Origin of the sequence: Bacillus sp. AFS059628 (assembly GCF_002571225.1) — a bacterium.
In the GTDB taxonomy this organism is placed as follows: domain Bacteria; phylum Bacillota; class Bacilli; order Bacillales; family Bacillaceae_G; genus Bacillus_A.
Genome location: NZ_NVEC01000085.1, coordinates 1 through 26,049, shown reverse-complemented (window position 1 = coordinate 26,049; position 26,049 = coordinate 1). Strand labels below are relative to the sequence as shown.

Below are 26,049 nucleotides of genomic sequence, written 5' to 3'. Positions count from 1 at the left end.
GAGCGAATCTACATTCGCTCTTTCTCACATATTTATGGCCCAAAACTTATCATCCAACCTAACATATATCCAAATATAGCAAACAGCAGCATAAAAAGATATAATCTACATGCCCACAATGCATATTTCCGACTTTTTCTTTTTGTGATCATTCCTATGACTGAGCATACCAATCCAATACCAACTATTTGCAGAAAACCTTTACCTATAAATGTTTCTTGTATAAGCAAAATAATGTTCAAATACAATAACGCTAGAAAGGCAATAATTAATGAAATAGTCCCCATCCACGTTTCCTGTTTATAAATATGATTCTTTCTTTTTTTTAAGAATGCCAATTCCATAACCTCACTTCACCTACTTTCAAGTTTCTAACTTTTTCGTTGATCATCAATTTTTCAATTTCTACTTTAGGTCCTGTTACAACTGCCCCATATGTTTTTATCCCATTTTTTTCAAGAAAAGAAATACGCTTTGACAACTCTAATACTTTCGCTCTAGATAACTTCACCGCTAAACTTTCATGCTTCTGTAATGACTTTAAAACATCAATGAATTGTTCCTCGTGAGGTGAATCATTTACAAAAACACCACTTGGCATGGACATTATATCTGCTGGAAAACCAATCGGGGCTACATACATCCCCTCATCATTCATTTGCTTCTCCTCTAATCCTGTATGAACGGCATACCACACAATATCAATAGCAGGAAACGTATCGGTTACCTCTTGTACACTTAATAATTCCCTAAAAGATACAAATGCTTCTACAACAGATTCTTGTGGAAGTCCTTTTAATACCTGCGCTTCTTCGCTACTATTGTACGACGTATTATAGTTATTAGGATGAGACAACACCTCATTATCTATATATGGGACTTCTGGAATTTTTTCATCTGTTGTATATTTACGAGTTACTTTCGTCGCTCTACTAAATACATAATCTGTTTTCTCTTCTCCTATTCGAATATCTTTCTTTCCTACCCTTTTATACAAATCAAAATGCAATTGCAAACTAAGCGGTAACAACGTTTGCTCCATGCCCCTATCTTTCAAAAATACATTTGGTTCTGTTACACTTAACGTTTGATTTACTACATTCCGTATCTCCATTGCGTTTGTAGGTGCCAATGTATAATATAAGAGTGTAGATATATATATAATAGGTTGAATAAGTAATAAAAAAGTAAATACAATTAAAACATTCGTAATACGCGCTCTTTTTTTACCTATTTTCAACACTTGCTCCTGTTTTCCATTAGAAAGTGAATCCGGCCTTTGATGAAGAGCTTCTTGTAACAATTCTTTATAATCATCTTGTTCAGAATGAGGTTTATCATTTGTCATTTTGACTCTTTTCCTCCTTTAACAATTCTTTTAATCTCTTTCTCCCGCGAAATATGTGACTTTTATACGTGTTTAACTTTAAATCTAATACAGAAGCACCCTCTTCGTACGTTAATTGATGTACGTCACATAATAAAATAGCTTGCGCCTCTACCACTGGTAAAGTATGAATAATCTGAATTAATTTTTCGTAACTATTTTTGGCGACTACGTACTCTTCTGTAGATTCCCCCGCTTGTATTGTCTCTAATTCCTCTGTTCCTACAAAAGTTACTTTTTTCTCTTTCCTAACAAAATCAATAAATGTATGATATGCCACTTTAAAAAGCCATGATTTCACCTTTTGATTTTCATAGTCTTCTAAATACAGATACGCTCGATAAAAAGTCTCTTGCATCAAGTCCTCCGCTACATGATGGCTGCGAGAAAGGGAAAACAAATACCGATACACATCGTTTATATAAACCTTATATATTTCTTCAATCTCCATCCCCCCTCCTCCTTTCATATATATCACGAATAAGCAAAATAAAAAGTTGCATTATTTTTCCTTTTTTATTTATAAAAAAAGAAATATTATTTATACATTTTAATAACTATTTACAATTATAAACAAAATATGTGATGTTATGTCTGGATATATCCTTTCATACAGAGCCATTAACCATCATTTGTCATAATATAAAATAATGCTCTTTTTTATCGGTATTTTCTCATCAAAAAACTCCACTTATAGTATGTACGAAGATTATTACATCGGTTATTTCCAATTAGTAGGTAAGGACTCTTTGACGCCTGCATATACACCTCACCATTTACGGGTAATAAGACTCCAAAAAAATTCGACACATGCGAGAAAGCTAGCTAGGAGACAGGTTGCCCGTTTATATCCGATTGGTGAAGGCTAATTATTAGTTTTGGATACCTGCCCCCTACTGATTAAACTTTCAATTTATAGATTAAATACAGTTCCATATGGGATAGTAAGAAAAGAACTTCCATACGGTGTGATTTGATGCACTGGGTAAAAATACTCCACGGATGAATAATACGGCTGGATACCTTGTTGCTGCATTTGCATTTGTTGTTGCATTTGTAACGCTTGTTGAACAGCTTGAACTGTACTTTGTGCTCCGCTAAACGTGATTGATGTACCATACGCTGGTCGCATACCAGCTTGATTAGCAAAATACGAATAAAACATTATTTTCAACTCACTTCCATATAAGCTATTACAAACCATAGTATGATTCTTTTTTTAGGAAGTGCTGAAAACTAGTACATTAGCTTTTAGTAGGTTTCTCATTTCATTATTTCTTTTAATCGCTTCAATTTCATATTTTACTTACTCGTTTCAATTATTAAACGTGATTGAATTTTTAAAGCAAAATAAAAAAATAAAATTCTAAATGGAACGCCATTAGACCCTAGCTTAATTAAACTTATAATTACCATCAAATCTTTACAATACTACTAGTCTCATAAGAACACCTTCATTTTGTTTACATATACTTTTACAAAACATTCTTGGGAATTTCACATATAATTTATACTCATAAACACATTACATTTAGAAACAAATATTGATTATCACATGTACTTACTATTTAATTTTTTTAAAAGGAGGTAATTATGAAGCATAATCACAAATCAAAACAGCAATACTGTTTCTGTTATTGACACTGCTACAAATACGGTTATTAATACAATTAGCGTAGGTTCTGAACCGGTTGGTATAGATATTACACCGGATGGCACTCGTATTTACGTTGTAAATAAAGTTAGTAATAATGTATCGGTAATAAGTGTGGCGACAAATACGATAATTGATACAATTCCTGTTGCTTTATCCCCGGATCAAGTAACCATCATACCAGATGGCACTCTCGCCTACGTTACAAACCAAGGTAGCAATACTGTTTCTGTTATCAATACTGCTACAAATACAGTTATAGATACGGTTCCAGTAGGAGTTGCTCCAACTGGTATAGCAACTGGAACTATTTGTGAATAATATAAAAAACAGGGGGACAAAATTATGTCTCTCTGTTTTTTTATTTTTTGTACGCCTTAAAAATTTTATATTCATAGTGGGACCCCTTATGTACTTTTAGTTAATCACAAATTACTTATATCACGCTCTAATCTTATTTTTCTAATCTCCTATTCATCACCTTCTAAATTCCTGTGCAAAATAAAAAAGTAGCTGTTAAGCTACTTTACATTCCTTTTATCCCAAAGAGAAATGATATATATATTCTCCTGTCACACTTTGATTAATCCCAATAATTCTGGCAAACCTCATTAAGTCCGCCCCCTGAAGAAAATACATCGCAAGTGTGACTGGCACTTGTGACCACATAAATTGATAAAACTCCTCGATTCTCTGATTTGTTGAAACAATTAAATCATTTACAGGCCCTTGATTCCATACAGAAGTTCTAACTGAATTAAACGGAAGATCTTTCCCGTTAACCACTATTCGTGCCATACTTTGAGTTATGTCCACAACAATTCCCTCCATCATTACAAAAATTGGACCTGTGTATTTACTCCTTTTGTTATAAATATTCTTTACTTTTATAAATGTTTAAGGCAAACCTCTATTTTTTACTACGATTCAAATGAATTTATTTATTTCAGGAAAAAATCAAATGAATTTTAGTATTTATTTCCTCAACTTCCGTAACATTTATATATTTTATAACCTTGTTTACTTTTAAAAATCCGATATGCAAAATTACATATTTTATTATCTCAATATTACTTTATTCACTACAATTTGATAGGCATCCATTCCAATCACTTAACAAATCAACATTTGTAATTTAATTCCTTATTTCAAATTACACACCTTTATTTCTTAACACTATATTCGAATAATTATATTGGAATTTCTTGTTGTATACACATCTATCTTTTTCAGGTATTATATACGAGAAGGGTAAGGTAAGAGTTACCCTTTGCCATTTTAGGAAAGGTCCTGTTGGAAACAACAGGACCTTTTTTCATATTAGCAAAAGCAATCTTAATTTACTCATTCCATACATCTATCGCTTCAAAAAAATATTTCAACCATTTCACCTTTAAGCTTTCGGACTTACAGTGCTACACGGACTCTTCTGAGTAAACAGCTATTCACGCTACTTTTTGCATAGCCAACTTCCAGTCCATCTTGTGTACCGTTAAAATACTTCAAGAGTCGTTCTTGTTCCGCCAGCTCTCCATCATCTATCATCTTTTTTAACTTGGCTTTTGTTTTGAGTTTCTTTACATTAGTAACACTCCTTTTCGCAATCTCAACAAGTGGCTTCTTACCATTACTTGCTCTGTATATTTCGAATGCTTTATCACGGTCTGGACTGCGCTGTCTTGCCATCTACATTTCACCTGCCACCTCAATTCCCATGAGTTTACTACTTAAGCTAATCGCTAAATAAATCTTATTTAAAAATATTGCTCATTTATTTGTTACAAAATCCCTTTCGGTTTGTATATGCCCATGTAAGATAAAAATATCTAAGGGAGACGGGACAAGAAACTTAAAATCAAAAAACAAACAGATTTAAATCAGATTTTTACATTTCACCAGAATTTATTGGCGCTATCGGATTATCCATCGTATATTTCCACCTTGCAGGAATTATTTGATTCTTACTTTTCTTTTTTGTTCGTTATGTCCGTTTGTTTTGTTAAACGTTAAACCCGTTTGAAACTGCGTCTTTCAAATTATTAAGTATTAAAAAACACAATAAAAAAGAGTGCTATAAAGATATGCACTCTTTTAAGAGACTTTACCAATCTCGACGATCATCATGATCATGATCACGGTCATGATTACGTCTGCGACGACACTCATCACAATCGCAGTCACGTCTACAATGACAGTCGTTAAAATCGTTTCTTCTGCGTCTACGACCGCATCCGCAAAATACTAAATCATCCCAAAATCTATTACAATCTCGGGAATGTCCAAAATTATTATTACATCCCATAGATATGATTCCCTCCTCTAAAAATAGAATTCATCATATTCTATGAATAAATGGTGAAAACAGTTTGTTTACTAGTCTATATTTTCTGTTTTAGACTAATAATATTTTAACTTGCAAGTCTACATCACCCCTTATCTTTTCTTAACAACAAACATGACGTCAACCAGATCATGACAGCGTCTACTATAATTGATATTGGTCTTTTCGTCCTTTTCGGATTCTTACTGCCCATGCCCGTTCTCAGATAACGCGTTTTGATATAGAAGCTATGATCATTGATTAAGAGCGCATAGATACGTTATCCTCACATTATGCTCTTTTCAAAGAACAATTAACTGTAGAAATATCATAACGTTGATTTCAATGTGAAAATTCACTGCCCAAAATAATACCCTGAATGGTACCCCAAAACTTCCATTTTTATATTCATATCATGCTTAACGCTCTTGTAAAATTGATAATTCCTGACTTTCTTTTCCGATAAATTTTCATCGTTTATTCCTTTTCCTAGTTTTAACAATAGGAACTTTTTTATTGGTATGATGGAATTCTCTAAAATAAACAACTGGAAAGCGATGCTCAGGGACATAATAACAAACTTTCTGACATTTTTATTATCTGTATTTTTAGCCATTATTTTGTTTGCGAGATATGGATTAAGTAAAAAAGAAAACCTCTAGGTGCCCCTGACTAAAACTCAATATTCCGTCAATAATATAGACACCCCATTTCGAACCATATTCCATGATTGGTGCAGTTTGCTTTTGCTAGCTGCTCTTTTATTTCATTATTGCTCTTGTTACTTAAAGAAATTATCTAACTATATTTTCCAAATAAATACATATTCTTTATTTCTCCTCGAATAAAGTCAATAACTTGGCATATAATATCTATGCATCTAGATCATTACCCCTGTACTGAGCAGTTGAACTGGGCTAACTCCTCTTTTATATTGAGCAAATAATAAAATTTTGTTCTTATTTCTTTTTCAAATCATATATTTCTAACCTAGACGTTCAGTTCACTGTAAGTGCTCTTTTTTCATTTTAACCTAAAACAAAATGAAATTTTTACCACATAACTAATTGTTAAATATTTTATGCTTATACATTATAATGGAATAGTTATTGTATATTGGCATTAAGAGGAGTGTCCTAATTAAGCGCTTCTCTTTTTTTATTATGTTTCCTTTCATTTCTAAATCACATTTTTAACCCTGTTCATACTATTTTTCAACTTTAGGTTACAATCTATTGTGTAAGCGGAGCGTTTCTTTTGTACAACGAGCAGTTAGTTTTATTAACTAACTGCTTTGTTTTGCAAAAGAAAGATTTTTTCAAACTGAACATGCATTAAAAATATACATAAATTTACTTATTTTAGTTTTTCTTTTCACATTTTAATTTGTCGTACTCATCCAATATGTAATTGCCTGATATCTTTTTCCGCTCTTTATAAATGCTGGCTGCAAAATGGATCTTGGTTGCAATTCGAAACTTGAAATTCCCTCTGTAGCTTGGCGTATTTTTAATCCAGCATAATAATTCGCTTCTGCTTTACTATCGAATACATGGTCATCTAGTTTTACCTTTTTATTATTATATTTGCTCATTGTTTTTCACTTTTGTTTTACTGATTAGCTGATTAATTTCATGGATACCATTTATCAAACATTCTATGTTTCTTCAACCCTTGAATATTTTTTAAATAAAAATACATACTATTTCCAAGCCGCCGTATCCACGGCTAATACTTCTTTCATTTGTTACAGCAGAAGCAGGTAGGTTTTTTAACTTATCTGCTTTTCCTGTATATTTTTTTTAATATCGAAAATAATACCAACAAGCTGTTTGAACTAGCAGCTTCACTCTTCTTGTAATGGGAATGCAATTTATCACAATTAGCTAACTCATTCGACCCACTGGCAGACAACAAAAAGCGTTGTCTGCTTTTTGCATGAGATTGTTTCGTTCTACATATACTACTTTTGAACCTGCAGACCAATACGAGCCATTTTGGTGCTTGGGATTTCCTTTCTTGGGGATAAGTATTTTTTACTTATCTCTTTTTTGTATAAGCACGTACATTGAGGGTAAAACTAATTACAAGCAGATTTTCTGTTTATGCGTAGTTCTAAACAAGAATACTTTTTCTCCTATTAAAGGACAGCGGGTGCAACCGCTAGTCCTTTTTTTATATCGCATACTCTTCCTTCTGGTAGCTTCTTACAACATTACCCTCATCACCGTAGTAAGCAATTTCCCAATAGGGATGGCAATTATGCTTCTTAATTTCTCCATCGAACAAAACGAATAGATTATTTTTTCCGATTTATTACAAATAAACCCCACACGCCAGCTACGTTTACTCTCATACCCATGTAATTGAAATGTGGGTTGCGGTAATTTTGCATTTTCTTAAAAGCTTTTTCTCCGCTATACATTCGCTGGATATCAAAAGAATGTAGCTGATGTAGTAAGCCCTCCTAAAGGTAAAGAAAAAACAGTAAATACTTGGTCAGAAGAAGATGTCCTTTGTTTTTTAGATCGTACAAAAGATAGCAGATACTATGTTGCATATCTATTGGCTATTACATGTGGCATGCGTAAAGGCGAAATCTTAAAGCTTCAATGGAAGGATATTGATTTGGAGAGAAGAACTCTATCGGTTTATCGTTACCTCTCTCAGGTCACAAAACAATTTCATGGACCTAAAAGGAAAAAGATTAATGGTTTTGCCTGAAATCACCTTACATGCTCTTCAAGAACATCTTCAAAAAATAAATGAAGATAAAGAACGGTATAGCGATGGATATAATAATTTGGATTTGGTTTGCCCACCCTATAATAGTAACCCCTGCAATTTCAGAAGTTTGACACAGCTCATGAAAAAGCTTATAAAGAAAAGTGAGGTTCCTAATATTCGTTTCTAGTATCTAAGTTATACATCCAAAGATCACAAAGCGGACGTTTAGGACTTAACAGCGTAGGTATCATACTGAGCACCTACGCCTATGTCGAACCAGACCTACAAGAAAAAGCAGTCGAAGATTTTGCAAATAACTTTCTTCAAAAACACTAATGTTTGCAAAATGTTTGCAATCGCGGATTTTGCATAAAAATACTAGCTTATCCGTGTGACATTGAGAGGAGTCAAAAACATGAAAGAAATCAAATCTGAACAGGAATTCAAAGACATCATCGCAAGCGAGGAGCCAGTAGTTGTTAAGTTCTTTACTACATGGTGCCCAGATTGTGTGCGTATGGACAACTTTATCGGAGATGTAATGGAAGAGTTCAATAAGTTTGAATGGTATTCTATTAATAAAGATGAGTTTCCAAGTATCGCTGAAGAGTATCAAGTAATGGGTATTCCAAGTTTACTTGTATATCAAAATGGAGAGAAGCTAGGCCACTTACATAGTGCTAATGCAAAAACTGAAGAGCAAGTTACTGAGTTTTTAGAAGCATACTAAGATGAAAACCCTCTGAAAAATATTTTTTAGAGGGTTTTTATTTTGCCCAATCACCTTTGAGCAATGTAGTATACGGATTCATCATAATACATGTATCCTTTCACCTATCCCCTCAATCAAAATCGAGTTCGCACCCTTACTTTGCACTTTACAACATATTTTTCCTTCACGAAACTTTGTTATCCCCTTCTTAAAAAGCTAAAAAACGTCAACAATGTTTGTATAGACCCACACGAGTTCCGTTTGGTACTCTATTTATAGAAAGAAATTCCTTGTAGAAAGGTGAGTGATTAAAATGGATACTCTTTCTCATAAAGAAGCTGATAAAGGTGCGATTGTCAGCATTATGGCCTACATATTTTTATCCTCTATGAAAATCATCATCAGTTATATTACCCTCTCTAGCGCATTACGTGCTGACGGTTTAAATAACTTAACGGATATCGGTGCTTCTTTAGCGATATTAATCGGTCTAAAAATCTCTCGTAAACCTCGTGACCCAGATCATCCTTATGGGCATTCGCGCGCTGAACAAATTGCATCACTTGTTGCTTCTTTTATTATGGCAACGGTCGGATTAGAGGTTGTTGTTAGTGCCATTCAATCTTTTTTAAATCCAAAACAAGCTGCACCTAATGTACTTGCTGCATGGGTAGCTTTATTTTCTGCTGTCGTTATGTACTGTGTGTATTTATATACGAAAAAGGTTGCGGCGCGCACAAAAAGCAAATCATTAGAAGCCGCTGCAAAGGATAATTTATCAGATGCTCTCGTAAGTATTGGTACAGTAGTAGGTATTGTCGGTTCGCAGTTCCAAATGCCTATTTTAGACCCTATTGCCGCTTTAATTGTCGGTCTTATTATTTGTAAAACTGCATGGGAGATTTTCGTAGAAGCTTCTCATATGTTAACGGATGGAATCGATCCAGATAAGATGGAAGAGTACGCTGATGCTATTGAACATATAGGTGGCGTGGAAAATATCGTGGATATTCGCGCTCGTATGTACGGAAATCAAACGTACGTTGATATTACAATCGAGGTAGATGCTAGTATGGATGTTGGTGAAAGTCATTGTATTACTGACAACATCGAGGCTATGCTCCGGAAAAAGTTTGGCATTTATCATGCACACATTCATGTTGAGCCAATGGAAAAAGAACCTATTATGACATAGGTTCTTTTTTAATAAACGCTTTATGAAATATAACACATAAAACGAGCCAGCTACCGCCAGCTGCCCATCCTGCTAATATGTCAGATGGATAGTGGACGCCAAGATATATTCGGCTAACTGAAATAGATAATACAACAAAGCTCGCTATAAAAATAATCAACAATTTTTTATGCAATGTAATATGTTCTTCTGTAATTGTGACGTATGCAATAAATCCTAAAAAAGCAGTAGCATTCATCGTATGACCGCTCGGAAAACTATATCCAGTTGCCGTAACAAGCTGCGTTACATCAGGTCTTGCTCGTTCGTACCATAGTTTAAGCATACTGTTTAAATAACGAGATCCATAATAATTAATTGTTAGAAGTAATGCACTAAGCAACTTTTTTCTAACGAGAAAATACATTACAAGAATGATGAGTAACGGAAAATATATTCTTTTGGAACCGATAAAAGACACCCAAGTAAAGTAGGCTGTCAAGTAGTCGTTTCTAAAACTTTGAATAAAATGTGCGACTATATTGTCAAATTTCTCAATACAAGTGGTATGATACGAAAGTGATAATACGACAAAACAAATGAGTAGCGTAAAACTTAACAAGTATAAATGTCGATATCGTTTCACATACATAACCTCACTATGCAAAAAAATGGAGCGGTTGTTTTAGTTTTCCTCTCCATTTCTTTTTTATGCATAGTTTATTAAAAAATATAATTGTTAATTTTTTCTTTCATTACTGGTATATCTTCATTCGTTACTGTAAAGCGAATCACTTTCTCGTCAAGATCAAGTGCTTCTGCAAATAAACCTGCTAAACCGCGAGATTTTCTGTCTACTTCCATAATAATCTCTAGGCGATCATAAGCGCTTGGTAAGATTAATAATTCTAGTTCATCTAATTTCCCATAATACTCTCCGGAAACAGGAATAAACTCAAATTCTTGTGCAAATGGAACTTGCTTACGTAAGCGATACGGTAATTCTTCACATTCTATATGACGCGCTTTAAAACCTAATTGATTTACACTCTCTAACACACTATTTAATAGTGCATTGGGCAACACTTGAATGTAATCACGATCACTTGGATCTATACTGCGTTTAATATCAAGGCCTGTATGCACCCAAACTGTTTTCATTCCAAGAGTAAGTGGCGTTTCAACTGGCATGTTAAATGAAAATGGAATTTCTTTTTTTTCATTCAGCTCAACAGAAAAAGGTTCTGTTAAACGAACTCGCTCTAAATCATATGTTGTTGTTACCTTTTTATCATCCACTTCTCGTACATACGATGTTGATAACGTTAAGTAAATGCTTTCAATTTGTTGGCTAACTGAACCACCAGTTATATGAACCTTCCCGTGTATCTCTTCTCCAACAATATACTCATCTTTTTCAAGAACTGTATCTACTTTTGCATTACCAATACCAACGCTTGCTAAAAACTTTTGAAACATGGATCCTCCATCCTTTCTAAAGCAAAAGCTACATCTTTTTTTAAATCTTGTACATTTTCATAGTACGGTGTTTTTATTTGTAACATGCGCATAAGCATTTCACGGTTATATTTTTCCAAAGTTAATTCGTCATGCCATGGCTTCTCATGTTTTTCAATAGATTCATAGCCTGCATATAATAAAAATAATGAGAAATGACCAAGCGCATAAAAATCGCTACGAAAGTGAACTTCTCGCATCAAAGCTTGTTCACCTTCATAAGTCGTAGCTCGTTCATCACCCTCACCCTTCAATTTAGCCAATCCAAAGTCAATAATACTAATTTCATTTTCTTTCATTAATATGTTTGGAATGCGTAAATCTCGGTGAATAATACCTTCACTATGAAACACCGATACAATTTCTAATATTTCGTATAAAATTTTTAAAACTTCACGTTCTGTATATACATGCCCATCTAAAAAAATATAATCTTCGAAATTTTTACCGGGCATATATTCCATTACAAAAAAGCTTTTTTTCTCCCATACGAATTGATCATATAAACTAGGAATTGCATGATGATTTAATGTTTGTAAAATCATTTTCTCTTGTTCAAATGATTTTCTCCCAGATTCATATCTTTGTTTACTTTGTCTTAATTGTTTTAAGACTTTATATCTATTTATTTGTAAGTCATTAACGACATATGTAACCCCATAACTGCCCATTCCAATTACTGATTCAATTTTATAACGTTCTGCAACGATTGTATTTTTTCGCAGTGGTCTATCAAATAAAGCTAGTATACGACGCCATTTCATCAGCTACTTGAAAAGAAGCTACGGCTTTTACGTTTTCTTTTATAATGATGATGCCCATAACCAGATGAACGTCGCTTATAATCGCTACTTGAATAAGAGCGACCTCTATGGCGATAATCACTACTAGAATACGAACGATACTTTTTCTTTCCTAATAAAGAATCAATAATTTTTTTGAACATCCCTTCACCTCTTGAGTAAAATTTTCTTTTAATTATACCAACTATTGCTGGCTAGATTTGTGACAAGTTTGTAAAGAGTAAAAAACGACGAGTTAAGCCCGTCGTTACTTTCACTCATCTTCTTCATCAAACACTTCATCAATCATACATTTCTCTAATAAATACTCGAATGTAATATCTGCGAGATCTTCAATTTCTTCTCTTTTTGGGACGTATCCTCTTTCAATTAGTTGCTCATAAAAAAACTCCGCAATCTCTTCCGTATCAATTACGACTTCAATTTCCTTCATGAGCATCACTCCTTTATTTCTGTTTTATGAAAAAATCTCAAAAATATGTATATGAGATTAGAAAAATAGTTTTTCTTTTTTTATAGGTTATATCCTTTGGACGAGATGCATACGATGGTAGTACAAGCTATCAAAAAGGGGGATTTAATTATGGAATACCAATACGAGGTAAAACAAGAAGTAGGACAAACAAAAGAAGAGTTCATGCATGAAGATCAATGGGCAGACTCTCTTATTAAATGGCTTTTTATTTTTTTAATAATTGTAGGCATACCTTATACTGCATATGTTGTTGTTCAATTTATTCTCTCTTTCTAGTTAACTATTTTTTCTCTGTCAATTTAACTAAATAATTATGAACAACATCCATAACAATTTTGTATTCTTCATCTTTAAATGTATCAAATAACAATTGATAATCGTTATAAATATCAAGTAATCCATCAATGATTTCTTGACGATTTGTCTTAACACTCACTTTTTTCGAGTTGTTAATTGACTTTAATTTTCCTAAATCTAATTTATTCATACCAGCTTTATCTTGTTTCATTTTCTTCAAAATTGCATTTGCCGTTTGAGCATTGGCAAGTAACGTTAAATCTGACTCATCCGCTTCTAACCATTCACCATCCGTAATTCGTGACAATTCGTATATTGTATCTTCCCATGCGTCATTTTTATATCTCCATACTTCTGTACGAAAACCAACAATTCGAAACACATCTTTATCGTATCCTGTTACTTGCACGAGATCACCAAATGTGAAATGATAATTTAATTCAATCCACTCAGTTTCACCTTTTTTCATATCTTGCTCTGAAACGTGCTGCAACGTTTGCTCTACGTAAAACCCATCGTGATTATTGACTTCGTATACGTAAACTCCATCTAAAACCTTCATATTTGTGATTTTACCAACGGTTCCATATAGCGTAATCACGACTATGTCCCCTACGTTATATTTAGGTTGCTTTTTCCTTGCCATCTATATCTCTCCTTTTTTTGACGTCGTGATTTTGATAACAGTATATGCAACCTACATAAAAACGCTTATCACAGAAGCGTATATTCATAAATTTTTTCAATAAAAAATATCACCATATGAAAATTTATTTACAATATAAAAAAAGCTAGCAAATAAACTAGCTTCACATTAAAAAAATCCCGTATAGTTTTTATCTCTCTTGTATGTACAAATCCCACGCTTCATCAAATATAGACATACTTTCTAGCATTCCACTTAACTCTAAGTATGAACTAATTTCATCGTAATCTTCAGATTGCTTCGGAAAGCTTAAATCATCATACATTGCCTCTGCTAAATTCGATATTTCATTACTAAATAAAGCTGCGCGATGCTTCATCATATAGTGGTAAAATGTCTTTTTCAAAAATATTCCCTACCTTTCTAACTTGGGTACATTATACAAGGCAAAAAAGAAAAAAACCAGCATAAAAGCTGGTTAAAAGTCGAAATAATTTCTTTTTAATAGACGTGGTCTTCCCATTAATTCTTCATATGTTAGTTGTTTTGGTAAATCTTTCGTATAAATTAGAAACAATTGATCTTCTATTTCTTTCACTGTATGATCTGATTGATAGTCCATACCACATGAGGAACAAGAAATGCATGGTGTCTCTTGGATTTCAATGGCTTTCGTACCATCTGGTAATTCCCAATATACAGTATTTAAGCTTTCTTTTGCTTCTGTACTGTCACACCACATACAATTCATACTGCATCACCCTCAGTTTTTTTGTCGTTTTCTTCTATTTTAGCCATTTGTGCTTGATATTTTTTATCTTTCAATTGGTCGCGCTTATCACGTTTATCTTTTAATGTTGCATGCGTTTCATTATCTTCATAGTCTTTACGACGGTTCATACGCTGTAAATCGTCTGGAACAAGATTAAATTTCTTATCGCTCATAAGACCCGCAATACCAACATCTGAACGTTTTTCTTCGTAGTTCGGATAGATTTCTTTAAAGTATCCTTCTGCTCTCCCTGGAATGTAGCTCTCTGGCTCTGGATACGTTGTAATAACACCTTCAAAGTTACGAAGCACAACTTTATCTGCACTTTGCGAGATTAAATAGTTTGGCTGAAGCGCAATTTTACCGCCCCCTCCTGGTGCATCAACAACGAATGTCGGAACTGCATAACCAGACGTATGTCCGCGTAAACCTTCGATAATTTCAAGACCTTTAGAAACTGGTGCACGGAAATGACCAATGCCTTCAGATAAGTCACATTGATAAATGTAGTATGGACGTACACGGATTTTTACTAAGTCATGCATTAATTTTTTCATAATTGGAACGCTGTCGTTAATACCAGCTAAAATTACTGCTTGGTTTCCGACTGGAACACCAGCATTCGCTAACATTTCACATGCCTTTTTCGATTCTTCAGTAATTTCAATAGATGTATTGAAATGTGTATTTAACCATACTGGATGATATTTTTTAATAATGTTACATAAGTTTTCTGTAATACGCTGCGGGAATACCACTGGTGCTCTCGTTCCGATACGAATAATCTCAACGTGCGGAATCTCACGTAAATTTTTTAATACATATTCTAAAATTTTATCGTTAATTAGAAGACCATCACCACCGGAGATTAATACATCTCGTACTTGTGGTGTTTCACGAATGTAAGCAATTGCATCATCTAATTGTTTCTTCGGTACACCCATTCCAATTTGTCCACTAAAACGACGGCGCGTACAGTAACGACAATACATCGAACATTGATTTGTCACTAAGAATAATACGCGGTCAGGATAACGATGTGTTAATCCTGGAACTGGTGAATCTTCATCTTCATGAAGCGGATCTTCTAAATCGTATTTTGTTTTATATAACTCTTCCGAAATCGGTACAGATTGCATCCGAATCGGACAGCGTGGGTCATCAGGATTCATTAACCAAGCATAGTACGGTGTAATATTTAACGGGATCGTTTTCGTTGAAATTTTAACGCCCTCTTCTTCATCAGGTGTTAAGTTAATCACTTTCTTTAAGTCATCTAACGTTTTGATCGTATTCGTTAATTGCCAAACCCAATCATTCCATTGCTCTTCAGTAACATCTTTCCATAATTCGATATCCTTCCAGTGACGATTTGGTTTGTATACATCATGTAACATTGCTATTCCCCCTTTTTATACGCTCATCCTTTATATAAGCAATAGTTATGCCAACTTTACTTTATTGATAAGTAAATGTACGGCGAACCCTATTACATAAGCGAAAAAATTTTTTTGAGCACTGCATGAAATCCATACATACTATCATATTCATTACTTTTTATATATGTAAACGCTCTTTTATTGGTGCAAACACACAAAAACCGCCAATTATTCGGCGGTTTTGTCGTACTTACTCAATTTATATTGAAGCGTCTGTCGAGGAATACCTAACATTTTTGCAGCTTGTAATATATTCCCTTCCGTTTCAATTAACGCTTGATCTATTAATTCTTTTTCCGTTTGATGAAGTGCTTCTCTAAGTGGCAATATACTCTTCTTCTGCGGAAGACTCTCTTTCCGAAATGTACGCGGTAAACAATTGGCTGTTAATGTATTCCCTTCTGCAATTATGACAGCATGTTCAATCGTATGTTTAAGCTCCCGAACATTTCCAGGCCATTGGTAACCTTGTAGTCTTTCCTTCGCTTCCTTATCCATTTGAAGTACACCTTTTTTATAACTTTTATTATATTCTTTCAAAAAATAAGATGCTAATAATAATACATCCTCCGTTCTTTCACGGAGCGGTGGAATATATAATGAAAAGACATTTAATCGATAGTATAAATCAGTGCGAATTTTATTCTCTTTTAAACATATTTCTGGTGGCTGATTCATTGCGGTAATAACGCGAACATCTACCTTTCTCGTCTTATTATCACCAATACGACGAATCACACCATCTTCTAATACACGTAGCATTTTCGCTTGTAAATCGAGTGGCATTGAATTCAGTTCATCTAAAAATAATGTCCCTCCATCTACAAGTTCAAATAATCCCGCTCGTTCAATTGCCCCAGTATAGCTACCTTTCGTCGTTCCAAACAATAAACTTTCTAATAGAGACTCTGGCAATGCTGCACAGTTTTGTGCAATAAACGGCTTGTTCTTCCGTTTAGAGGCTTCATGAATCGCTTGTACAAATAACTCTTTCCCGGTTCCTGTTTCCCCATATATTAAAACATTCGCATCAGTTGGGGCTACTTTTTGTGCTAATTCTTTCGTCTGTTTAAAACGAGCATCATTCGTCACAATCGTCTCAAATGCAACATCCTTTTTAATTGCTTTCTTTCTAGATGACCGCTTTATTTTCGACTGCAAATCGACTATTGTATCCGTAAGCTTTTGTACTGTGGAATAATCTTTTGCAATTTCAACAGCTCCAGCAATATTTCCCTCTATAAAAATAGGTAACGTCGTATTTACTGTACAAATGTCTTCCCCATTTAAGTTTTGATAATGCTGCACTTGATGAACGATTGGTTTTTTTGTATCTAACACTTTCATCAATGTACTTGTTTCCCTAGATAAAGAAGGAAACGCTTCTAACAAATGTTTACCTAACACTTTTTCAATTTTTGATCCATCGTGTTTTGCAGCTACAGTATTATAGAAAATTGTAATACCATTTTCATCTACTGCGTGTATAGCCTCATCAATACTGCCCAAAATCGCCTCAATGACTTCTTGTGTCGAAACTGCTAGCAATGTCATCCCCCCTCTTGCCGAAAATTCAGCAAATATCGTGCCGAATTTTCGGCATACCTATGTGCGATTATAAGCATGACGATTCCGTTCTATTTTTTTACCGTGCTATTTAGACAAATCTTTCACCCAAATATTCATGTCTTCCAACTTATCAAAAATGTAGCAATTGTTCGCCAGTCGCCCTGAATACGTATAACCTAACTGATGAAAGGCCGCATTCATTCCGAAAGAAAGAGATCGAGCAATTGTATAAGAGCAGAAAATCGATCTTTCTTGCAGTTCTTCCTCCAACTTAATTAATAAACTTTTCATAAACCCATGTTTACGATATTCGGGTAAGGTAGCACAATTCGTTAATTCTGCATTGCCTTCTTTTATATTCATTTCTGCAGACGCTGTACTAATTATTTCCCCCTCGAATTCATACACATAATAAATTGTATCGTCTTCTCTCATCGTTTGTTTTACATAACTCGCTTCGTTTAACGGAGTCGGATACACTTCAAATACTTTCCCAAATACAACTGCTAATTCCTCTGCATCCTCTTCTGTCGCTTTTCTTAATAGAAATTTCTCTGGGACTATTTTTTCCTTTACTTCTTTTGCTTTTACACCGCTTAAAATGGTGTCTTCCTCAGCCCAATGAATACTATTTCGTCTTTCATCATTATTAAATTTCACAAAGAAGTATGCATCGTGACCTTGAAAATAATGTGGTATTGTTGCTTCCAATAAAAAACCGAAAGAGAGCCATGTTGAAACATGCTCTCCCTTTCCTTTAACAATACATTTAGTGAAAGAATGTTTCTCTGCTAATTCGTCAATTGTTTGGATAATCCTCTCAATATTTCCTGTGTAGTGGTCTACTCGAATACGTTTATTAAAATAATCTAAAACGCCTTCTACTGTATAGCGGTTCGTCTGCTCTCTAAAAGATTCATAGTATTTCATTTTTTCACCTCACACCAATCTAGTAATGTACATGCAATAATTTTTGCGGCAGCTATCATTTTATCAACTTCTATATATTCATTTGGATAATGTGCGACTTTCGTTTCTCCTGGGCCAAATACTATCGTTGGTACACCTGCGATTTGTGTAAATAAACCTCCATCAGTCCCCCACGGCGATGCTTCAATAATTGGTTCTTTTCCTTCGATTTCAACAAAGTTATGTCCGAGTGTTGTAATTAACTCATGATTTTCTTCTAGTTCACCAGGCACCCATCTCGCTCCAAACCATTCTACTTCTACAGGATTTTCAACAAACCAATTGTCCACATCATTTAATTCAGCGATCCAATTCTCGAATTCTTCTTTTGCTGCCTCTATAGTCTCATTCGGCGCAATACCGCATCTTCCTTCTAAAATTAACGAATCAGGAACAGAACTTGGCCAGCTCCCGCCTTCTATTTTCCCAATATTAATTGGAATTGGAATTGGGATTCCTTTAAATAACGGGTCTGTAATTCGGTCATTTCTCTTCGCTTCCAGCTTTCTTAAATGCTCTACAACAAACATGCTTTTTTCAATTGCACTTACTCCTTCATAACGTGTTCCACCGTGTGCTGCTTTCCCTTTTACATGTAGACGAAACCACATAGAACCTTGTTGTTTCGGGAAAAACTTCATATTTGTCGGCTCTGGAATAATGACACCATCCGCTTTATATCCTCGTAATATCGTAGCTAATGTTCCTGCTCCGCCGCTTTCTTCTTCTATTACACTTTGAAAATAAATATCTCCTTTTAATTCAATACGAGATTCAATAATTGCTTCCATCGCAAGCATTAGCGCGACATTGCCGCCTTTCATATCTGTTGTCCCGCGGCCGTATATACGATTTCCTATTCTCTCACCACTATAGGGATGATGGTCCCACTGGTCCACATCTCCTTCTGGTACAACATCAATATGTCCATTTAATATCATAGATTTCCCGTCGCCACTTCCTTTAAGAGTCGCTACAATGTTCGGACTATCCGAAAAACTTGTACGTGGTGATACAAAATAAGGGTGATCTTTCATTTTAGAAAATGAAGGTTCCCAAATATCAAGATCTAAACCTAGCTCGCGCAATTTTTCAATCACAATTGCCTGCGCACCACTTTCATCACCAGATACGCTCTTTTCTTGAATTAATCGTTTTAAAAATTTTACGCTCTCTTCTTCTTGACTCTCAATATAATCACAAATTTGTTTTTTTAATTGCTCCATATATTACATCTCCCCTCATTCAATTACTAGTAAATTAGAGCCAATTTCAAACTCCGCTTCCGTATGTTGTTTTATATCTTCCACTGTGTACGGGCTCATTAATTCTTGTAAAATAAGTCCACTCGGCGTCACTTCCATAACCGCCATATCCGTAATAATTAAATCTACACATTTCTTTGAAGTTAATGGTAATGTACACTCCGAAACAATTTTTGCATTTCCGTATTTATCGACATGATTCATGACAACAACGACACGCTTCGCTTTTTGTGCCAAATCCATCGCTCCCCCAATACCTGGAACGCGTTTTCCTGGTACAATCCAGTTCGCTAAATCACCATTCTCACTCACTTGTAATGAACCAAGAATCGTAATATCTAGTAAACCTTTCCGAATCATCCCAAACGCTGTGCAGCTATCAAAATAACTCGCTCCAGTAATAAGAGATGTCGGCAAACCTGCTGCGTTACATAAATTTTCGTCTTCATTTCCTTTGCTTGGTGTAGGACCCATACCTACAATTCCATTTTCCGCATGAAACATAACGTTTATATCGTCAGGCAAATGGTTTGGTACAAGTGATGGTATACCAATACCTAAATTTACAATCATGCCATTTTGTATTTCTTTCGCTGCACGTCTAGCAATTTTATCTCTCACTTCTAGGCCCATACCCATTTCCAATTCACTCCTTCCGACGGTACGATATAATTTACAAATACTCCTGGAACAACAATTTCTTCTGGATCTAAACTTCCAAGTGGAACAATTTCTTCTGCTTCTACAATCGTTATATCCCCGGCCATAGCAACGTGAGGATTCATGTTACGAGCACTCTTATCAAACACAAGGTTACCGAACGGATCCGCTTTTTTCGCATATACAATCGCAACCTCAGCAGTTAATGCTGTTTCAACTAAATATGTCTTACCATTCATTTCAACAGTACGTTTTCCTTCTTCTACAATCGTATCAACACCCACATCAACTAATACGCCACCAAGCCCTACACCACCAGCGCGAATACGCTCTGCTAATGTTCCTTGGGGAGAAAACTCAATTTGTAACCTTCCTTCGTTTAGTTGTCTTCCTGCATTTGGGTTTGAGCCGATATGAGAAGTAATTAATGATTTTACTCTTTCATTCGTAACGAGACGACCGATTCCTACATCAGGAAATCCAGTATCATTTCCTATTAAATTTAAATTTGTAACTCCTTTTTCTAAAATCGCCTGTATTAAAGAAGGAGGGGATCCAATCCCCCCAAACCCTCCAAACATTAATGTCATATCATCGTGAAACAAAGAAATTACTTCCTCTATCTCTTTTAATTTACCGAATGTATTTGTAATAGTTGTCATGCGATACTATGCCCTCCTTTTTGCATCATTTCTTCTACACTTTTTGCAAAAATTGAAAGTAATTCATCTAACTCGGAATATGTAGTTGTCATTGGCGGTGCCACAAGCAGTGCACTATCTTCTTTTCCTGCTTGCCCTGAAACAGCTTGATATAAAAGAAGACCATTTTTAGCTGCAACTGAAATAAGTTCCGACGCCTTTGTAAACGGTTGCAATTCTACCCCAATTAGCAAACCTTTTCCGCGCACATCAGCAATGATTGTCGATTGTTGCTGAACTTTCTGTAAACCTTTTATTAAATACTCTCCCTTTTCCGCTGTTTTTTCAGGTAGATTATGTTTCTCCATATATTCAATAACAGCTAAAGCTGTTGCTGCAGATAATGGATTTGCACTTAACGTATGCCCACTCATAACAGAACGCGACCCCCGTAAAATCGGCTCCATTACACGGTCACTTACAACCGTCGCTGCCATCGGTGTGTATCCAGCTCCTAAACCTTTACCAAGGGTCATAATATCCGGTTCTACCCCCCAATGCTCCATCGCAAACCATGCGCCAGTACGACCAAGCCCAGTCATTACTTCATCAGCAATAAATAAAATATCGTAATGACTACAAATATCTTTAATAACTTTATAATATTCTTTCGGCGGAACGACTGCGCCTCCAGCTGCTCCGATAATCGGTTCAGCGATAAAAGCTGCGATATGTTCTGCACCAATTCTTTCGATTGATCTTTCTAGTTCAGTCGCACAAGCAAGCTGACAAGTTGGATATACTTTTTGCACCGGACATCTAAAACAATATGGAGCTGGAATAGTTGGATAATCTTCTAAAATTGATACGAAACGTTGTCTACGCAGTGGATGTCCAGACATTGATAAGGCGCCCATCGTAATACCGTGATAACTCATCCATCGTGACAAAATTTTATGTTTCCCTTGAATACCTCGCTCTTGAAAATGTTGAATTGCAATTTTCATAGCTGTTTCATTTGCTTCCGTACCACTATTCACAAAAAAGCTCCAGTTCAAATCTCCTACACTTAAATCGCTTAATTTCTTCGCTAATTTTTCAGCTGGTTCACTCGTAAACTGTGATCTATAAACGAAAGCAATCTCCTCTGCTTGCTTTTTGATAACGTCCGCAATCTCCTTTACGCCATGCCCAATACCTGCCGTAATTGCCCCTGACGACCCATCAAAATATTTATTTCCGTTTTGATCATACAAATACACACCTTTTCCATGTGAAATCATTGGATACGGCTGACCAACAAGTGGTTTAATTAAGTAATCGCGCATAGCGCTCCCCCATTTCTCCAATTTGTATATATATATGAAGAAAATTGACGTTTCTTTCATAAAAAAGAACCCTCTGCGAAAGCAGTGAATTTATCAAAAAACTATTATAAAATATACAAATGAGTGCTAAATATTATTTTGAAAACAGAAAATTCAGAACTTAAAATGTAGATCAACCCTTATCTTTACGCCCAAATAACCCTCCCTTATATAAAATTAACGCTTCGCTGAAAATTTTTCTAACATAATGCCAGCCTTCCTCAAATGCCGACATTGTGTAAACTTCGACGAAACTCCCTTTAAACTCCTTCCTATTCTCCTACTTTATATTGCATATTTTCAAACAAATCTCGACAATTAATCCTACTAAATGCATAGCAATTATTTTTATAGAAACCAATATTTCACATATACTTCGCTCTGTTTTATACAATAAAAAAAGAACCGATTAACCACATTAATCAGTTCGGCACGACGCTCTTTTATCGATTAATACCGTCACTTGCTAACGTAAATAGAAACAATAGTATTACAAAATCAAAATTCATCCTACAGCATAAAGCACAAAACCATCCATAACTCCATTCACAATTCCTTGCGGGATATCCCCATCCCAAGATTTCATCCCTTTCCTCAAATTCAAACTACCTTTCCTTTATAATTTATGTAGGACAATTATCACTTTGTATGTGTATTTGCCCATAATTAAAAAAATCCCTAGTTTCCTAAGGATTTGGGACATGTTTTCGAAATGTCACTTGTTTCACTCTTGCGTTTTCATTTCGAAATACAAACTTCATCAGCTCATATGGAGGAAATTTTGTTTTGTCCTCTAGAAATTTATAACTCTCATTCACCTAAACTACACTTATCCGTAAAAATACTTCTTATTAATTTCCTATCTTTCTCTTTTAAAAACATTTTTTTGCATAACCTCTTTCTTGCTAAGCATATAGTTTTAATGATGACAAAGGAGGAATGTTCATGTCTCAATCTGAAATCGAAAAATATGGACAAGAAGCTGCACGTTACGAACAGCTCGCTCGATACTATCAATTTCATAATCCGAAAAAATATGTAGAACTATATATGAAATATTACGATGCGCTTACGAAACTTGTACAGGCATATGAAAAAAGAGATTCACAAGAAGCTGCATTACCGTCACATATAAGGTTTTTTCACTCTGCTTCAAATACACCTGCGGTTGACATTTTAGTAAATGGACAAAAGGTTATTAAAAATATTTCATTTAAACAATTTAGTCCCTATTTAACATTAGTACAAGGTAAGTACCGTATAGATATTGTTCCTGTCGAAAGTGAAACACCCATCTTTTCAGCTTTAGTACCGATAATGGGAAATCACTCTTATACTTTTGCTGCAATAAATAGTGATCATCATCTACAATTACAACCTATGCTCGATAATACTCATTTACCATCAGGTCAAGCAAAAATACGGTTTGCGCATTTTTCTCCAGATACGCCTGTTGTAAATGTAAGTTTAAAAGGCGGAGATCATTTATTTGAAAATGTACTTTTTAAACAAATAACAGATTTTTTAGAAGTTAGCCCAGGTACAGCAGATATTGAAATTTCACTCGCAGATAATCCAAGTGTTTTGCTGACTATACCAGATTTCAAAGTAGAACCGAATATTATTTATACAATTTCACTTTTAGGTTATTCAATGAAAGACCCTAAATTAGAAGCCGTTATACTTACGAATTAAAACAGTCTACACCATTCATTTGGTGTAGACTGTTTATTTTTGAAATGCAATTTGAAATTCTGTCCAATCTTTATCTGAACGACACATGATGGACCCATTATGTTTTTCTACAATTTGTTTACATACAAATAACCCAATACCAGTTCCTAACTTTTTAGTAGTTACAAACGGTTCAAAAATCGTTTCTACATTTTCAGCTGGAATCATTGGTCCGTTATTTTTTATTACAATTCGAATCGATTGATCTTCTTCAAATACATCAATGATAATTTTTCGTTCTTCTTTCATTGATTCAAGAGCGTCAATTGAGTTCATTAATATATTTAAAAATACTTGTCTCACTTCACTGCGATAACCAGTAAGAGGAATTGGATATGGCAAATTCTTTTCAATCGAAACATTTGCATTCACCAAACTCGGATATAAGAACTGTATAATATCTTGAAACAAGTCATTAAGCCAAAATCGTTCTGATTCAGTCCACATTTCTTTTTTCGATACGAGTAAAAATTGCGAAATACGAAAGTTTAATTGGTCTAATTCATGCGAAATAATATCTAAATACGATAAACTAGGATGATCTGCCTTTAATAGTTTGACAAATCCCATAATGGACGTAAGCGGGTTACGGAATTCATGTACAAAACTAGCTGACATTTGCCCTAAAATTGTCAGCCTTTCCTTATGTGTTTCGTTAATATATTGCTGTTTTTCCTCTAAATTTCTTGATATAATTTCCGAATATTTCAAAACAGTGTAATAAATTAATTTGTCAAAACAAGTATGTATTTGAGCCATAATTGGTTTCAATTCACGTGCGCTAACATCTAACTCACACATCGCTTCGAAAAGCTCATTTCTTCCCACATTTGCGTTATAAACAAAATCACCTATATTCGCATCTGCTCCTGCACGTTCGATTGCTATTTTCTCGCATAATGGCTGAAGATAATTTATATCTTTTTCTTCCATAGTAAGTTCGATAATAAACTCTAATAAATCCACTCCATTTTGAACTGCTTCTAGTCTAAACGGATCTTTATCGGAAATTATCATTTTGTTTTTCCAGTTCTCAACGAATTGGTGCCTGTTGTTTTTCAAGTGCGAACAAAATACTTCTTTAATATCCTTATCGATTGGAAAAACCTCCATTCCTCCATTTCCATGCGACGAACACCCTTTATATTTTGAATATTAACACAAAAATCATGATTCGTTAATAGATTATTGTCACATTTTGTTAATATGTGTTGATAAAATTTTTATAACTTTATTAATTGTTTAGATTGATACATTCCATTTTCCTTCCTTTCATTCAAAATTTTTTATATTGTATGCGACTTTTTTGCATCCTGCTCCATTCTTTCGTACAATAGAAAATGAAAGGTGTGAAAAATATGGTAAATAAAAATGTGGAAGATTATCTCCAAGAAGGCATTTATGGCCAAAAGCAGAACAAACCAGAAGAACGTAATATGTATTTAACTACATTACGTGAGCGTGTAGAAATCGCTTTAACTATCGGTCAAGTAATGCAAAGTAATGTATATTCTGAAGTAGCTAGTAGCATGCGCTCTTCTCAATCATTACAAATATTCCTAAATGGTGGCATTGCTTACCCACATTTATCAAAATACATTAAATTAGCGAATGAAAAAAATGTTCCTTTTACAATTGTTCAAAATAAAGGTATAGAAACACCAATCGGTTTAGTATTATCTCATAGCACTGCTGTCGACAAAGAACAAATTTACGTAGAAGATGCTATTTACAAACAAGAAATGAAGTAAAAGGTACACTTGATTAAATGAAATCATTCTAAGAAACGTAAAATAAACAAAAAAACGATTATGGAATCGTAAACATTTCTGAAGTGACCCCTAAAAGTTAGACACGGTTATTTCATTAGGCAGCTTGATCCAAATGAGTCCGGTATTGCACCGGGCTCATTTTTAATTT

28 protein-coding genes and 4 pseudogenes are annotated in these 26,049 nt (G+C 34.5%); 8 read left to right on the top strand and 24 right to left on the bottom strand.

Annotated features, from left to right (window positions below):
- Window positions 1-32: 32 nt before the first annotated feature.
- The 4 genes from COL05_RS25495 to COL05_RS25480 form a co-directional block, all read right to left on the bottom strand.
- Complete coding sequence (locus COL05_RS25495) at window positions 33-344, bottom strand: hypothetical protein (protein ID WP_098670608.1); 312 nt, start codon at window positions 342-344, stop codon at window positions 33-35.
- Complete coding sequence (locus COL05_RS25490; protein ID WP_098670607.1) at window positions 326-1,348, bottom strand: anti-sigma factor; 1,023 nt, start codon at window positions 1,346-1,348, stop codon at window positions 326-328. The genes COL05_RS25495 and COL05_RS25490 overlap by 19 nt, the downstream gene beginning before the upstream one ends.
- Entirely contained in the window at window positions 1,338-1,838 is a 501-nt protein-coding gene (locus tag COL05_RS25485) for a sigma-70 family RNA polymerase sigma factor (RefSeq protein WP_048563097.1), read from the bottom strand. The genes COL05_RS25490 and COL05_RS25485 overlap by 11 nt, the downstream gene beginning before the upstream one ends.
- Window positions 1,839-2,300: 462 nt before the next feature.
- The gene (locus COL05_RS25480; protein ID WP_098670606.1) at window positions 2,301-2,552 is read right to left on the bottom strand and encodes a DUF3947 family protein; all 252 of its coding nucleotides are present in this window, start codon (window positions 2,550-2,552) and stop codon (window positions 2,301-2,303) included.
- Window positions 2,553-2,990: 438 nt separating this feature from the next.
- Between COL05_RS25480 and COL05_RS25475 the strand changes: the two are divergent.
- A pseudogene (locus COL05_RS25475) lies at window positions 2,991-3,362 on the top strand (YVTN family beta-propeller repeat protein); the annotation flags it as partial.
- 216 nt (window positions 3,363-3,578) lie between these two features.
- On the opposite strand, the gene COL05_RS25470 reads toward COL05_RS25475, so the two are convergent.
- The 4 genes and pseudogenes from COL05_RS25470 to COL05_RS25445 form a co-directional block, all read right to left on the bottom strand.
- Window positions 3,579-3,932, bottom strand: coding sequence for a hypothetical protein (locus tag COL05_RS25470; RefSeq protein WP_098670605.1), 354 nt, complete (start codon window positions 3,930-3,932; stop codon window positions 3,579-3,581).
- Window positions 3,933-4,384: 452 nt separating this feature from the next.
- Window positions 4,385-4,727, bottom strand: a pseudogene (locus COL05_RS25460) (phage terminase small subunit-related protein); the annotation flags it as partial.
- Between the two features lie 415 nt (window positions 4,728-5,142).
- Window positions 5,143-5,343, bottom strand: coding sequence for a hypothetical protein (locus COL05_RS25455; RefSeq protein WP_098670604.1), 201 nt, complete (start codon window positions 5,341-5,343; stop codon window positions 5,143-5,145).
- 1,399 nt (window positions 5,344-6,742) lie between these two features.
- A complete protein-coding gene (locus COL05_RS25445; protein ID WP_098670603.1) occupies window positions 6,743-6,955 on the bottom strand; it encodes a DUF1064 domain-containing protein in 213 nt (70 codons plus the stop codon).
- Window positions 6,956-7,899: 944 nt separating this feature from the next.
- Between COL05_RS25445 and COL05_RS31540 the strand changes: the two are divergent.
- The 4 genes and pseudogenes from COL05_RS31540 to COL05_RS25430 all read left to right on the top strand — a co-directional run.
- A pseudogene (locus COL05_RS31540) lies at window positions 7,900-8,085 on the top strand (tyrosine-type recombinase/integrase); the annotation flags it as partial.
- Window positions 8,072-8,424: pseudogene (locus tag COL05_RS32380) on the top strand (site-specific integrase). The pseudogenes COL05_RS31540 and COL05_RS32380, both read left to right, overlap by 14 nt.
- A 79-nt stretch (window positions 8,425-8,503) precedes the next feature.
- Window positions 8,504-8,818, top strand: coding sequence for a thioredoxin family protein (locus tag COL05_RS25435; RefSeq protein WP_000658777.1), 315 nt, complete (start codon window positions 8,504-8,506; stop codon window positions 8,816-8,818).
- 295 nt (window positions 8,819-9,113) lie between these two features.
- A complete protein-coding gene (locus COL05_RS25430) occupies window positions 9,114-9,995 on the top strand; it encodes a cation diffusion facilitator family transporter (protein WP_142337661.1) in 882 nt (293 codons plus the stop codon).
- Here the strand turns inward: COL05_RS25430 and COL05_RS25425 are convergent.
- From COL05_RS25425 to COL05_RS25405, 5 genes are all read right to left on the bottom strand, one after another.
- Entirely contained in the window at window positions 9,985-10,620 is a 636-nt protein-coding gene (locus COL05_RS25425; protein ID WP_142337660.1) for a phosphatase PAP2 family protein, read from the bottom strand. The genes COL05_RS25430 and COL05_RS25425 overlap by 11 nt on opposite strands.
- 77 nt (window positions 10,621-10,697) lie before the next feature.
- Complete coding sequence (locus COL05_RS25420; protein ID WP_098670601.1) at window positions 10,698-11,453, bottom strand: sporulation protein; 756 nt, start codon at window positions 11,451-11,453, stop codon at window positions 10,698-10,700.
- Window positions 11,435-12,256 carry a serine/threonine protein kinase gene (locus COL05_RS25415; protein ID WP_098670600.1) on the bottom strand — a complete coding sequence of 274 codons (822 nt, stop codon included), beginning with the start codon at window positions 12,254-12,256 and terminating at the stop codon, window positions 11,435-11,437. Before COL05_RS25415 ends, COL05_RS25420 begins: the two co-directional genes overlap by 19 nt.
- Window positions 12,256-12,438, bottom strand: coding sequence for a hypothetical protein (locus COL05_RS25410; protein WP_000473370.1), 183 nt, complete (start codon window positions 12,436-12,438; stop codon window positions 12,256-12,258). Before COL05_RS25410 ends, COL05_RS25415 begins: the two co-directional genes overlap by 1 nt.
- Window positions 12,439-12,548: 110 nt before the next feature.
- Window positions 12,549-12,728: a YozD family protein gene (locus tag COL05_RS25405; protein ID WP_000658451.1), complete on the bottom strand. Its 180-nt coding sequence runs from the start codon at window positions 12,726-12,728 to the stop codon at window positions 12,549-12,551.
- 150 nt (window positions 12,729-12,878) lie between these two features.
- Between COL05_RS25405 and COL05_RS25400 the strand changes: the two genes are divergently transcribed.
- Window positions 12,879-13,046, top strand: coding sequence for a DUF3930 family protein (locus tag COL05_RS25400; protein WP_000456537.1), 168 nt, complete (start codon window positions 12,879-12,881; stop codon window positions 13,044-13,046).
- A 4-nt stretch (window positions 13,047-13,050) separates the two neighbouring features.
- On the opposite strand, the gene COL05_RS25395 is transcribed toward COL05_RS25400, so the two are convergent.
- The 10 genes from COL05_RS25395 to COL05_RS25350 form a co-directional block, all read right to left on the bottom strand.
- Window positions 13,051-13,713 carry a hypothetical protein gene (locus tag COL05_RS25395; protein ID WP_000101495.1) on the bottom strand — a complete coding sequence of 221 codons (663 nt, stop codon included), beginning with the start codon at window positions 13,711-13,713 and terminating at the stop codon, window positions 13,051-13,053.
- 190 nt (window positions 13,714-13,903) lie between these two features.
- Window positions 13,904-14,119 (bottom strand): YozE family protein, encoded by a 216-nt coding sequence (locus COL05_RS25390; protein WP_000750725.1) that lies wholly within the window; start codon window positions 14,117-14,119, stop codon window positions 13,904-13,906.
- A gap of 72 nt (window positions 14,120-14,191) precedes the next feature.
- A complete protein-coding gene (locus COL05_RS25385; RefSeq protein WP_000995763.1) occupies window positions 14,192-14,464 on the bottom strand; it encodes a YokU family protein in 273 nt (90 codons plus the stop codon).
- Window positions 14,461-15,882 carry a lysine 2,3-aminomutase gene (gene kamA, locus COL05_RS25380; RefSeq protein WP_071717082.1) on the bottom strand — a complete coding sequence of 474 codons (1,422 nt, stop codon included), beginning with the start codon at window positions 15,880-15,882 and terminating at the stop codon, window positions 14,461-14,463. Before kamA ends, COL05_RS25385 begins: the two co-directional genes overlap by 4 nt.
- Window positions 15,883-16,092: 210 nt before the next feature.
- Entirely contained in the window at window positions 16,093-17,478 is a 1,386-nt protein-coding gene (gene rocR, locus COL05_RS25375; RefSeq protein ID WP_098670599.1) for an arginine utilization transcriptional regulator RocR, read from the bottom strand.
- 99 nt (window positions 17,479-17,577) lie between these two features.
- On the bottom strand, window positions 17,578-18,423 hold the full coding sequence (gene ablB / locus COL05_RS25370) for a putative beta-lysine N-acetyltransferase (protein WP_098670598.1): 846 nt from the start codon (window positions 18,421-18,423) through the stop codon (window positions 17,578-17,580).
- Window positions 18,420-19,688 carry a peptidase gene (locus COL05_RS25365; protein WP_098670597.1) on the bottom strand — a complete coding sequence of 423 codons (1,269 nt, stop codon included), beginning with the start codon at window positions 19,686-19,688 and terminating at the stop codon, window positions 18,420-18,422. The genes ablB and COL05_RS25365 overlap by 4 nt, the downstream gene beginning before the upstream one ends.
- Before the next feature lie 15 nt (window positions 19,689-19,703).
- Window positions 19,704-20,366, bottom strand: a complete 663-nt coding sequence (locus tag COL05_RS25360) for a CoA transferase subunit B (RefSeq protein ID WP_098670596.1) — start codon at window positions 20,364-20,366, stop codon at window positions 19,704-19,706.
- Window positions 20,351-21,049, bottom strand: a complete 699-nt coding sequence (atoD, locus tag COL05_RS25355; RefSeq protein WP_000208105.1) for an acetate CoA-transferase subunit alpha — start codon at window positions 21,047-21,049, stop codon at window positions 20,351-20,353. The genes COL05_RS25360 and atoD overlap by 16 nt, the downstream gene beginning before the upstream one ends.
- A complete protein-coding gene (locus COL05_RS25350) occupies window positions 21,046-22,356 on the bottom strand; it encodes an aspartate aminotransferase family protein (RefSeq protein WP_001205894.1) in 1,311 nt (436 codons plus the stop codon). Before COL05_RS25350 ends, atoD begins: the two co-directional genes overlap by 4 nt.
- A 984-nt stretch (window positions 22,357-23,340) precedes the next feature.
- Between COL05_RS25350 and COL05_RS25340 the strand changes: the two genes are divergently transcribed.
- Window positions 23,341-24,090 carry a DUF4397 domain-containing protein gene (locus COL05_RS25340; protein WP_098670594.1) on the top strand — a complete coding sequence of 250 codons (750 nt, stop codon included), beginning with the start codon at window positions 23,341-23,343 and terminating at the stop codon, window positions 24,088-24,090.
- Between the two features lie 33 nt (window positions 24,091-24,123).
- On the opposite strand, the gene COL05_RS25335 is transcribed toward COL05_RS25340, so the two are convergent.
- Window positions 24,124-25,242, bottom strand: a complete 1,119-nt coding sequence (locus COL05_RS25335) for a BA2291 family sporulation histidine kinase (protein ID WP_098670593.1) — start codon at window positions 25,240-25,242, stop codon at window positions 24,124-24,126.
- Between the two features lie 245 nt (window positions 25,243-25,487).
- On the opposite strand from COL05_RS25335, the gene COL05_RS25330 reads away from it, so the two are divergent.
- Window positions 25,488-25,880, top strand: coding sequence for a YueI family protein (locus COL05_RS25330; RefSeq protein ID WP_098670592.1), 393 nt, complete (start codon window positions 25,488-25,490; stop codon window positions 25,878-25,880).
- Window positions 25,881-26,049: the final 169 nt, after the last annotated feature.

Coding starts and splice junctions, on each gene's coding strand:
- COL05_RS25495 (WP_098670608.1), bottom strand. CDS start 344: ATGGAATTGGCATTCTTAAAAAAAAGAAAGAATCATATTTATAAACAG.
- COL05_RS25490 (WP_098670607.1), bottom strand. CDS start 1,348: ATGACAAATGATAAACCTCATTCTGAACAAGATGATTATAAAGAATTG.
- COL05_RS25485 (WP_048563097.1), bottom strand. CDS start 1,838: ATGGAGATTGAAGAAATATATAAGGTTTATATAAACGATGTGTATCGG.
- COL05_RS25480 (WP_098670606.1), bottom strand. CDS start 2,552: ATGTTTTATTCGTATTTTGCTAATCAAGCTGGTATGCGACCAGCGTAT.
- COL05_RS25455 (WP_098670604.1), bottom strand. CDS start 5,343: ATGGGATGTAATAATAATTTTGGACATTCCCGAGATTGTAATAGATTT.
- COL05_RS25445 (WP_098670603.1), bottom strand. CDS start 6,955: ATGAGCAAATATAATAATAAAAAGGTAAAACTAGATGACCATGTATTC.
- COL05_RS25435 (WP_000658777.1), top strand. CDS start 8,504: ATGAAAGAAATCAAATCTGAACAGGAATTCAAAGACATCATCGCAAGC.
- COL05_RS25430 (WP_142337661.1), top strand. CDS start 9,114: ATGGATACTCTTTCTCATAAAGAAGCTGATAAAGGTGCGATTGTCAGC.
- COL05_RS25420 (WP_098670601.1), bottom strand. CDS start 11,453: ATGTTTCAAAAGTTTTTAGCAAGCGTTGGTATTGGTAATGCAAAAGTA.
- COL05_RS25415 (WP_098670600.1), bottom strand. CDS start 12,256: ATGAAATGGCGTCGTATACTAGCTTTATTTGATAGACCACTGCGAAAA.
- COL05_RS25410 (WP_000473370.1), bottom strand. CDS start 12,438: ATGTTCAAAAAAATTATTGATTCTTTATTAGGAAAGAAAAAGTATCGT.
- COL05_RS25405 (WP_000658451.1), bottom strand. CDS start 12,728: ATGAAGGAAATTGAAGTCGTAATTGATACGGAAGAGATTGCGGAGTTT.
- COL05_RS25400 (WP_000456537.1), top strand. CDS start 12,879: ATGGAATACCAATACGAGGTAAAACAAGAAGTAGGACAAACAAAAGAA.
- COL05_RS25395 (WP_000101495.1), bottom strand. CDS start 13,713: ATGGCAAGGAAAAAGCAACCTAAATATAACGTAGGGGACATAGTCGTG.
- COL05_RS25385 (WP_000995763.1), bottom strand. CDS start 14,464: ATGAATTGTATGTGGTGTGACAGTACAGAAGCAAAAGAAAGCTTAAAT.
- kamA (WP_071717082.1), bottom strand. CDS start 15,882: ATGTTACATGATGTATACAAACCAAATCGTCACTGGAAGGATATCGAA.
- rocR (WP_098670599.1), bottom strand. CDS start 17,478: ATGACATTGCTAGCAGTTTCGACACAAGAAGTCATTGAGGCGATTTTG.
- ablB (WP_098670598.1), bottom strand. CDS start 18,423: ATGAAATACTATGAATCTTTTAGAGAGCAGACGAACCGCTATACAGTA.
- COL05_RS25365 (WP_098670597.1), bottom strand. CDS start 19,688: ATGGAGCAATTAAAAAAACAAATTTGTGATTATATTGAGAGTCAAGAA.
- COL05_RS25360 (WP_098670596.1), bottom strand. CDS start 20,366: ATGGGTATGGGCCTAGAAGTGAGAGATAAAATTGCTAGACGTGCAGCG.
- atoD (WP_000208105.1), bottom strand. CDS start 21,049: ATGACAACTATTACAAATACATTCGGTAAATTAAAAGAGATAGAGGAA.
- COL05_RS25350 (WP_001205894.1), bottom strand. CDS start 22,356: ATGCGCGATTACTTAATTAAACCACTTGTTGGTCAGCCGTATCCAATG.
- COL05_RS25340 (WP_098670594.1), top strand. CDS start 23,341: ATGTCTCAATCTGAAATCGAAAAATATGGACAAGAAGCTGCACGTTAC.
- COL05_RS25335 (WP_098670593.1), bottom strand. CDS start 25,242: ATGGAGGTTTTTCCAATCGATAAGGATATTAAAGAAGTATTTTGTTCG.
- COL05_RS25330 (WP_098670592.1), top strand. CDS start 25,488: ATGGTAAATAAAAATGTGGAAGATTATCTCCAAGAAGGCATTTATGGC.